The sequence below is a fragment of the Bacteroidota bacterium genome (genome assembly GCA_030017895.1).
Taxonomy (GTDB): domain Bacteria; phylum Bacteroidota; class Ignavibacteria; order UBA10030; family BY39; genus JASEGV01.
In genome coordinates this window covers 1-9,446 of sequence record JASEGV010000098.1, presented here as the reverse complement: position 1 = coordinate 9,446, position 9,446 = coordinate 1, and the positions used below count along the sequence as shown (strand labels likewise).

At 37.6% G+C, this 9,446-nt stretch carries 9 protein-coding genes and 2 pseudogenes; 4 read left to right on the top strand and 7 right to left on the bottom strand.

All coding sequences use genetic code 11. The features are described 5' to 3' along the window. Positions 1-329 (bottom strand): transposase (locus QME58_13190; protein ID MDI6804771.1); only part of this gene is annotated, 329 nt, incomplete at its 3' end. 302 nt (positions 330-631) lie between these two features. Between QME58_13190 and QME58_13185 the strand changes: the two genes are divergently transcribed. The 4 genes from QME58_13185 (at position 632) to QME58_13170 (ending at position 5,961) form a co-directional block, all read left to right on the top strand. Further along, positions 632-2,395: a T9SS type A sorting domain-containing protein gene (locus QME58_13185; protein MDI6804770.1), complete on the top strand. Its 1,764-nt coding sequence runs from the start codon at positions 632-634 to the stop codon at positions 2,393-2,395. 291 nt (positions 2,396-2,686) lie between these two features. After that, positions 2,687-3,862, top strand: coding sequence for a M24 family metallopeptidase (locus QME58_13180; protein MDI6804769.1), 1,176 nt, complete (start codon positions 2,687-2,689; stop codon positions 3,860-3,862). Between the two features lie 16 nt (positions 3,863-3,878). Beyond that, positions 3,879-5,162 carry an MFS transporter gene (locus QME58_13175; GenBank protein ID MDI6804768.1) on the top strand — a complete coding sequence of 428 codons (1,284 nt, stop codon included), beginning with the start codon at positions 3,879-3,881 and terminating at the stop codon, positions 5,160-5,162. A gap of 28 nt (positions 5,163-5,190) precedes the next feature. Next, positions 5,191-5,961: a hypothetical protein gene (locus tag QME58_13170; protein MDI6804767.1), complete on the top strand. Its 771-nt coding sequence runs from the start codon at positions 5,191-5,193 to the stop codon at positions 5,959-5,961. Positions 5,962-6,264: 303 nt separating this feature from the next. On the opposite strand, the gene QME58_13165 is transcribed toward QME58_13170, so the two are convergent. From QME58_13165 to QME58_13140, 6 genes and pseudogenes are all read right to left on the bottom strand, one after another. Further along, a complete protein-coding gene (locus QME58_13165; GenBank protein MDI6804766.1) occupies positions 6,265-6,786 on the bottom strand; it encodes a patatin-like phospholipase family protein in 522 nt (173 codons plus the stop codon). 212 nt (positions 6,787-6,998) lie between these two features. Next, positions 6,999-7,154: pseudogene (locus QME58_13160) on the bottom strand (patatin-like phospholipase family protein). Between the two features lie 30 nt (positions 7,155-7,184). Then, positions 7,185-8,303 carry a cyclopropane fatty acyl phospholipid synthase gene (gene cfa / locus QME58_13155; protein MDI6804765.1) on the bottom strand — a complete coding sequence of 373 codons (1,119 nt, stop codon included), beginning with the start codon at positions 8,301-8,303 and terminating at the stop codon, positions 7,185-7,187. Between the two features lie 172 nt (positions 8,304-8,475). Then, a complete protein-coding gene (locus QME58_13150; GenBank protein MDI6804764.1) occupies positions 8,476-8,754 on the bottom strand; it encodes a hypothetical protein in 279 nt (92 codons plus the stop codon). Positions 8,755-8,756: 2 nt separating this feature from the next. Then, a pseudogene (locus QME58_13145) lies at positions 8,757-8,876 on the bottom strand (arsenical-resistance protein). Between the two features lie 73 nt (positions 8,877-8,949). Then, positions 8,950-9,446 (bottom strand): T9SS type A sorting domain-containing protein (locus QME58_13140; GenBank protein ID MDI6804763.1); only part of this gene is annotated, 497 nt, incomplete at its 5' end.

The following is a 9,446-nucleotide window of genomic DNA, read 5'->3' as shown; positions in this document are numbered from 1 at the left end:
CGTTTTCGCAGTTTGGTAAAATAGGTAAAGTCGGGTGTTACATCATCAGGGGTGAAACCACAGAAAAAGCGGAATGCCATGTTCTCTCGCAGTGCTCGTTCCATTTCACGATCACTAACATCTTCTACAAATTGAAGCAGAACCATCTTGATTGCACTCTCTATCGGATAACCTGTAGTGCCAAGCCGGCTATAGGTATGTTCGATGTTCTTGCTTAAACTTGAAAGGTCAAGACACTTCAGCATCTGCCGGTACGGATGTGAAGCAGGAACGCAACGATCAAATATTTGTGAATGAAAATTTAACTGGCTACTTTCGTGAGAGATCATACTATTTCCTATTTTGAATGTGAATTTCTTCTTATGCTTTTCTTATGAAACTAAAACATTATTAATATAATAAATTTCTTAGTCTATCTCTTGACATTCGGCAACACGCTCATTATAAATCTGGAACTATAAGCTGGTACGGTCAAAGAAATCTCACATCAACCTATACGTATTTGACTAATTGTACTCATCCAAGCATAGATGTTTCTTGGCCTCAAATACACATTGCTTTTTCAGCGATAGACAACAGATACTCAGGGGGAACATCGAAGAGTATTAATTATATTCAAATTGATAATATAATGAATTCACCCGTTGACTCAAGGTCATGGATTCAACTTAATGTTATATTCGATTATCCTTCATTATCATTTTGTAACTATGATGGGAAAGTAAATATCGTGTTCAGTGATATGACTGACGGAAACAGTATGTGGGTCGATAACTCTACTGGCTCTGTTCCAAGAATAATACAGAAAAACAGCTACTATCCATCGACAATACTAAATGATATTTCTTCGCCAACCTATATTTATTCATCGGGCACGTCTGCTCCTTATCAAATAACATTAAAGAAACACGATGTAACTGTCTCATCATCAATTGCATCGGGTTGGAATATGTTGAGTGTGCCAAACATTGTTCATGATTTTTCAAAGACTGCTGTGTGGTCAGGTGCAAGTTCCGCGGCATCCGCTTATATACCCGGTGTCGGATATGTGGAAAAAAATACTCTTGAAAACAGAATAGGTTATTGGGTAAGTTTCCCATCTTCGCAGACAAAAGATTATGCCGGCTTTCCGTTAGATTCAGTTAATATTCCTGTTGTCAATGTCGGCAATGGCTGGAACATTATAGGATCAATATCTCAAGATTTACAAACTTCAAAAATTTATTCTAAACCAGCCAATATAATATCTTCTCGTTTTTTTGGATATAATAATGGTAAAATAATTTTAGACGTAAATTCAACGGCGTCATGCTCTCCTCCACAGTGTTCAGAAGAACCGTCAGCTAACCCGCCAGGTGCACCGCCTCAAGTAATATTATCGTCTCCTGCTAACGGAACAACGGGTTTATCTACAACTTTTACATTAAGCTGGAATGCATCAAGCGGCGCAACGTCATATAATTTACAAGTTTCTTCAGATCCGTGTTTTACCACATTCGTTTTTAACGATACGACTATAACAACGACATCAAAACAGATAGGACCGCTATCATACAGCACCACTTATTACTGGCGTGTTAAGCCAAAGAATAATGTTGCGACTGGTATATGGTCGAACAGGTGGAACTTTACAATACGCAGCGCACCATATATAGACCCTTGTGCACCAATAAATGAATTATCAGCGATGGATCAATTTTCAATTACTGATAATAAAGGAAATAAGCAATCAATGTATGCTCACAACGGAGGTAGAAAGTTAGCTCTTGGCTTGAATGATTTTGATATGCCGCCATCACCTCCAAAAGGAATATTTGATGCTCGCTTTAAGTCTGGTAAATTCATAGAAATTTTAGTGCCTGATCAGTCGAAGAAAATAAAACCGATTAAAATAAAGGATGCACAATATCCGATTTCATTCAGTTGGATTGTAAAAGAGGATAACAAAACAACTTATTGGCTTATTACCGGCAAGAAAGAAAAAATATCTTTATTGGGTTCAGGAAATGTTAGCATAGATGGTTTAGAAAATGGCGAGCTTTCTGTTGAGGCACAAGCTGCAATACCAAGACCTTGTGAATTTTATAAAGCGGGTGAAGGTGAGTTAGAAAATAGTTATACTAACATTCCGGCGGAATATGTATTAGAACAAAATCACCCAAACCCGTTCAACCCGACGACTAAAATAAAATTTTCAATTCCGGAAGCTGGTTTTGTAATGCTCAAAGTTTATGATGTGCTCGGGCGTGAAGTGGCTATACTGGTAAATGAATACAAGGATGCAGGCTATTATGATGTAACTTGGGATGGTGCAAATATTACAAGCGGAGTATTTTTCTATAAACTCGCCGCAGGTTCGTTCACATCTGTAAAGAAAATGTTGCTGATGCGGTAAAAATCATCCAATCAAAGACTCAATGTGTAAATGAATCAATGGAAAAATGGGTCAATGCTTCAATGAGAAAATTTCGATTGAAGCAATTACTTCTGAGCTAACGCAAGGAGAGAAATCGAAAGTTATAAAGAGCCGGTTCAATCTGTCCCGAATGCTTTGGGGACGGATGGGTCGGCTCTTTTTGTTTATTCAAAACAAACCACGCCGACCAAATCGGTGGAACTTGAAACAAACAAAAACTTTATGTAATTTGGGTGGTAATTATTCATATAACATTTTAGGAGTTTTATAATGGACTGGAAGAAGATACAAACAGCTCTGCGTCGGCGTGGAATTGATGGATGGCTTTTCTACGATTTTCATAATCGAGACATGTTGGCTTACCGCATATTAGGACTCGATAGCACAAAAATGGCAACACGACGCTGGTTTTATTTTATACCCGCAAAAGGTGAACCCCGCAAGTTAGCACACAGCGTGGAAAAATTTAAACTCGATTCCCTCCCCGGCAAAAAAGTTGTTTACTTACCCTGGAAACAACAGCACGAACTTCTTAAAAAAATGTTAGGTCCGAAAAAGAAAATTGCAATGCAGTATTCTCCGAAAAATAATATCCCATACATCTCGATAGTTGATGCGGGAACAATCGAACTCGTAAAAAGCTTCGGGCATCAGGTAGTTTCGTCGGCAGATTTGGTAACTGAGTTCGAGGCGTTCATAGACGAGAAAAGTTATCGTCTTCATTTACAAGCATCAAAACTAATAGATAGAATACGCAAGGAGGCTTTCGAGCTAATTGGAAAATCGGTAAAAGAAAAATTGAATTTAACCGAATATGATGTTCAGCAGTTTATTATGAATCGTTTTAAGAAAGATGGTTTAGTTACACATAGCGCCCCTATCGTTGGGACGAACGATCATCCTGCTGATCCCCACTTTGAACCGACACCGCAAAACTCACGAAAATTCAAAACAGGAGACACTGTATTAATTGATTTATGGGCAAAGAAAGATGTTCCTAATGGAATTTATTATGATATAACTTGGGTCGGATATATTGGAGTTAATCCGCCGCCAAAGTATGTTGATATATTTGATGCAGCAAAGAACGCACGTAATGCTGCCGTGAAGTTTATTCAGGAAAAATTTGCAAAAAAGAAACCGTGCTTCGGCTGGGAAGTGGATGATGTATGCCGTAACGTTGTGAAGAAAGCCGGTTACGGAAAATATTTCGTTCATCGAACCGGTCATTCAATCGGTGTTGAGGTTCACGGCAACGGTGCAAATATCGACAATCTTGAAACAAAAGACGAGCGTCAGTTGATGCCGGGATCTTGTTTCTCGATTGAACCGGGCATTTATTTAGAAGGCGAAATGGCGGTTCGAAGCGAACTTAATATGTTCATAAAGCATAACGGCGAAGCAATCGTAACCGGTGAAGTACAGAATGAAATAGTTTTGATATAAAATAAAAGGAGCTAATGTGGATATTGCAAAACAAATTGATTTTTTAAAGACAGGTTTTCAGAAACAGTTCTGGGTAGCAAATATTATGGAATTATTTGAGCGGCTCGCTTACTATGGTCAGGCGGCAGTCTTAAGTATATTCTTACGAGACCATCTTCACTTCGATGAATTTCAAGCCGGAAAACTTTCTTCGATATTTGGCGGGTTAATTTATTTCCTGCCAATTTTTGCGGGCGCTTTAGCTGATAAATTCGGATTCCGAAAATCGTTCACCTTTGCTTTCTTTGTTTTAGCCATCGGTTATTTCTTAATCGGTGCAACGGGTATTCCGCCGTTCTCCGATTTGATTGCGAAAGAACATCTCTTCTGGACTTTATCAGCCATTTTAATTTTCACAGCTATTGGTGGTTCATTTATTAAACCTGCAGTTTTAGGTACGGTATCCAAAACCACGACTTCTGAATCAAAGTCGCTCGGTTATGCAATTTATTATATGCTTGTGAATGTCGGTGGTGCGCTTGGACCATTAATCGCATATTTAGTTCGTGACAGTATCGGGATCAGCTATGTATATTTAGTTTCAGCAATTTCCTGTGCTCTTATGTTTGTAAGTACATTAATATTTTTCAAAGAACCGGGCGGAGCTGAAGACGCACCCGGTGGCTTACTCAAAGAAAAAATTTCTAATCTGATTTATGTACTTAAAAACTTCCGCTTCATTACTTTCTTACTTATCTTCTCTTTGTACTGGATAATGTTCTGGCAAATTTTTATCATCATTCCGTACTTTATACGAGATTTCATTTCGAAAGATGTACCCTTCGAGCTTGTTGAATCAACAGGCGCATGGAGTATAATCTTCCTTCAAGTATTAGTCAATCGCTTAACATTCAAGCTTTCTCCTATCACTGCAATTTCAACGGGGTTCGCACTATCAGCTTTAACGTGGATAATAATTTATATGAATCCAACTTTATGGGTTATTGTTCCTGCGCTTGTAATCTTTGCAATAGGTGAGATGATGCAAGCACCACGATATTATGAATACATTGCAAACCTTGCACCCAAAGGACAAATCGGACTTTTCCAAGGTTACGCATTTTTACCGATAGCAATGGGCTGGGTGTTCGGCGGAACATTCGGCGGTTACATTTACAAGGTGTTTGCAAAAGAAGCCGGTACACCCGATATGATCTGGCTGATACTTGCCGGTGTTGGTACGTTGGCTGCTATTCTAATGTGGATTTATAACAAATTTGTTGCTCACGAAAAAACAGCATCTGCGACAGCCAAGAATTAAGCAACACTTTTTTTAAAATAATTTAATTATGTCTCCATCACCGGTAACGAGTAAATTTTTTATTAAAAGCTTAACGGGTTTGATGAAGAAAACTGAAATAATTTTCTTCAAACCATACAACCGTTTGACAATCCCGGATTTGCGCGATTTATTCGGAATAAAAAGTGAAAAAGAAATATTTTCAAATGAACTTCTTAACGATATAAGAAAGAATAAAGATACTTTCGATATCATTTCCTTTAACGGGGTGAATGCTTTCGTGTCGAAGAAGTTTTTTACAAATTATCTCGCACTTATTTTGGAACGGAGTGCAAAGAACGCAGTTTACAAACAACTCTCCATAAAAAAGTACACGAAATTTGAGAGAGATTTATACGAAGCAATTTTACAGCAAGCCCCAATCTCACGTAAGTCTATGATGTTTTTGTTCGGATTATCGGGCAAGAAGGGACGCAAACTTTTGGACGAGGCGTTATCGAATTTATGGGAGAGGTTATGGATAACACGCGTTGGCTTTCAAACTGACGAAGGTGTGGTATGGCAGGCAGTTGTTGATTGGGATAAAATTGCCATTCGAAGAGCGTTGAAAATCCGCAGAGAGATAGCCATAAAAGAAATCGTTTTAGCTCTCATCCGAAGCGGCAAAGTAATTACGCGCCCACAAATACGGCGACTCTTGAACGGAGTTGCTACTGCAGAAGAAGTTGATAAAGTGATAACTGCTTTATTGATCAAAAAATCTATCGAAATTCATCAATCAATTATTATTAGCGGAAAGAAAGCTCTCATCTCTATTTGAAGTATAAAAAAATCTGAGTCCTCCCGAAGACTCAGAAAATAAACTGAGGGCTGCTAAAACTAATAGGGATCCGCCCTGTCACTGCTTAGATACAGCATTCTGTTTATTTCAATCGAACTCATATATATATCCTTACATTTGGGGTTCGTTGCAGAAAAATTTTTATGAAAAATCTTTAATTATTTTATTTTTAGAGTATAGGCTGTTTTCGAGGTATTTTTTTTATCCAACCAAGGAACCACATTAACAAGCATAATGAAAACCTGTACTTCGACCAGAGGAGCGCACGGCTGTAAGGGTTCGTTAAGCATCGCCTTTTAATTTTTTGATGTAATGCTCAATCTCTAACAAGTATGAATTTCGGCTGACTAACTTTTTAATTCTATTTATATTTTTTTTTGTAACGATTTCTCCCTCTGTGATTATTTCTTTCGCCTTATCAAAATCAGTCCAGGAGTGTTCCTCTACCTGAGGGCGGATAATTAAATCAGCTTCCCTTAATCTTAATACAGAGAGATGGAAAGAAGTAATATCTTCAGTTCTGTAAAGGATATTAAAAATATTTTCAGGCAATTCAACCACCTTTAAGTTGCGGGTAACATTTACAGCCAGTACTCTGTCGGCACCGATTTCTCTAACTTTACCAACGGGGACGCTCTCAGATGCACTCCCATCTACAAGAAAATAACTTTGATACTTAACTGGTGGGAAAAGTCCCGGAATAGCAGAGCTTGCACGAATCGCACTGCGTAAGCTTCCTTTAGTAAAATTAATTTCTTCTCCGGAAAGTAAATCAGTAGCAATTGCAGAATATTTTATATTCATACTTTCGATTGGCACATCGGGAATTATCTCGTATATCTCCTTTGTAAGATGCTCGTCAAAATATGAAAGCCGTCTTAAAGATTTTAGTGCCTGAATCCGTTTTCCGATATAATCAAAAAATTGTTCAAAATAATTTTTATCGAACCTCTTAGCATTTTTATTTAATTTTTCAATTCCGAGTTGGATAAATTTGGGATGTTCAATCGCATCTAATATAACCCGCCCACAATTGCGCCCATACTGCATCCGGTGATGTAATTAATTTTAATTCCCTCAGACTCAAGAATTTTTAGAACTCCGATGTGAGCTAAACCCCTTGCCCCGCCACCGCCAAGCGCCAATCCTAATTTTGAAATACCGACTCGCATTTTCTTAATTATTTAACTTGTCAAATGTTTTTATCTTGACGATTTATAACCGCCTAAAATTCCATTCTTAGATAATACAATTTGCCAAAGCTGGTCTCGTCTTGCTCTAAACGAACCGGCGGATGAGAGTAAAAAATATTTCCACATTCTGTAGAATCGTTCATTATATTTTTCTTTTATTTTACTCCAGTTTGTTACGAAGTTGTTATACCACGCGATCAGAGTTTTGTCGTAATCAGTTCCAAAATTGTGTAAATCTTCAATAACAAAAAGCCCTTCGGCTGCTTTGCTTAACTGTGCAATGGAAGGTATCATCCCGTTTGGGAAGATGTATTTATTCGTCCAAGGGTTGAATGCTTTTTCAGATTTAGGATTGCCAATGGTATGCAGCAAGAATAGTCCGTCATCTTTTAAACTTTTATTTGCGACTTTGAAAAATGTTTTGTAATTTTTGTAACCTACGTGTTCAAACATTCCAACGCTTACTATCCGATCAAATCTCTCATTAACTTCACGATAATCCATTAGACGAAACTCAACAGGTAATCCTTTGCATAAATCTTTTCCTAAAGTAACTTGTTCTTTGGAGACTGTAATTCCTACTGTTTCGACGTTATATTTTTCAGCAGCATATTTACCAAAAGCTCCCCAACCGCATCCGATATCGAGCACACGCATACCCGGTTTAAGATAAAGTTTGCGGCAAATTAATTCGAGTTTGTTTTCTTGAGCATCGTCCAGCGTTTTAGCATCCTTCCAATATGCACAACTGTAATTCATTCTTTTATCGAGCATATTCTGGAAAAGGTCGTTACCTAAGTCGTAATGCCTTTCGCCGATTATAAAAGCACGGCGTTTAGATTGAAGATTGAATAAACGTGCTTGAAATAATTTCAGAAGGATAGATAATTTTCGTTTTATTTTTTGGTCAAGCTCAGCTCTAAGGACTTTGTAAATAAAATCATCAACATTTTCTGCATCCCACCATCCATCCATGTAAGATTCACCAACACCTAATTCAACTTCTGTAATTACACGCTTATAAAATCTTTCATCGTGAACCAGGATATCCCAAGGGTTGGTGCCGTTAATTTTTACATCTGCGAGTCCTAAAATTTCTTCTGTTAATTTCTGGTACTTATTATTCATAGAACACTGCTTAATCTAATTTTAGTTTTAGAAAATGTTGGTTTGCCTAAATCAAGATACGGAAAATTCACGAGAGAGTAAACTTGGCAACTGAGGATGCAGCCAAGTTATCTTCCTAGGCAAAATTCTTTTCGTTTTTTGCAACTTTGGGTTGGATTCACTGTGTTAATAATTAATTGTTTTGATCTTCTTTTACCCAAAATAACAATCCGAATGATATTATCGAAAGTACAATCGAATAAATCATTGTAGCTTCTTTCCCAAAATTATCCCACAATAAACCGGTTACCATTTGAAATCCTCCCAAACTACTCGCCCTAAATTGTTCGGGACTTAATTCTGCAACAAAAGCTTTTTGAACTGTTTCAAGCGCTCCCTTTTGCAGTCCGTAAAAAATAAAAAGTAAGAGGATAAGAAAGAAACTATTAGCAACAATAAACCCGAGGCACACAGCTATCCAGAGTAAAAATCCGATAGCGATAACATTTTTTCTACCAAACTTATCAAAACCGGAACCTCAACAAGCGGACCTATCACCGCCGCAAAAGCTTCCCCCGAATTGATTCCAAAAACTGCGAAAAGCAGGAATAAAAAACCTCCGGGCTTCACAAATAAAACCCGGAGGTAACAAATGTAATATTGTAATTTACTTTGCGAGCAACATCTTTTTAACAGATGTAAACGCACCGGCTTGTAATTTATAGAAATATACGCCGCTTGAAAAACTCTGTGCGTTCCACTCGACTTCGTGTGTTCCGACTTCCTTCCAGTCGTTTACAATTACTGATATTTCACGACCTAACACATCATATATTTTTAATGATACGTAAGCAGGTTCAGGGATTGAATATTTAATCTTCGTAATTGGATTAAAAGGATTTGGACGGTTTTCATATAACTCATATTTTAACTTTTCTGATTTTGTAGTTTCATCCATACCTGATTTCATAATCAAAGTTTGAGTCTCTTGTTTTTCTTCTGGAACTCTTTCATACCGCCCACGAGATACAAATATAAACGTGCGCTTCATCCCCTCCGATAAAGGTGGTGCTGTGAAAATTAGATCAACCCATTCCTGCGGATTTAATTCTACAATGTTTCCATCGCTATTTTGTAATAAAGACGTAACATCACCATTCTGTG

Bases quoted from the DNA above. Each gene is read 5' to 3' on its own strand.
- cfa (MDI6804765.1), bottom strand. From the start codon at position 8,303: ATGAATAATAAGTACCAGAAATTAACAGAAGAAATTTTAGGACTCGCA.
- QME58_13170 (MDI6804767.1), top strand. From the start codon at position 5,191: ATGTCTCCATCACCGGTAACGAGTAAATTTTTTATTAAAAGCTTAACG.
- QME58_13165 (MDI6804766.1), bottom strand. From the start codon at position 6,786: ATGAATATAAAATATTCTGCAATTGCTACTGATTTACTTTCCGGAGAA.
- QME58_13180 (MDI6804769.1), top strand. From the start codon at position 2,687: ATGGACTGGAAGAAGATACAAACAGCTCTGCGTCGGCGTGGAATTGAT.
- QME58_13185 (MDI6804770.1), top strand. From the start codon at position 632: ATGAATTCACCCGTTGACTCAAGGTCATGGATTCAACTTAATGTTATA.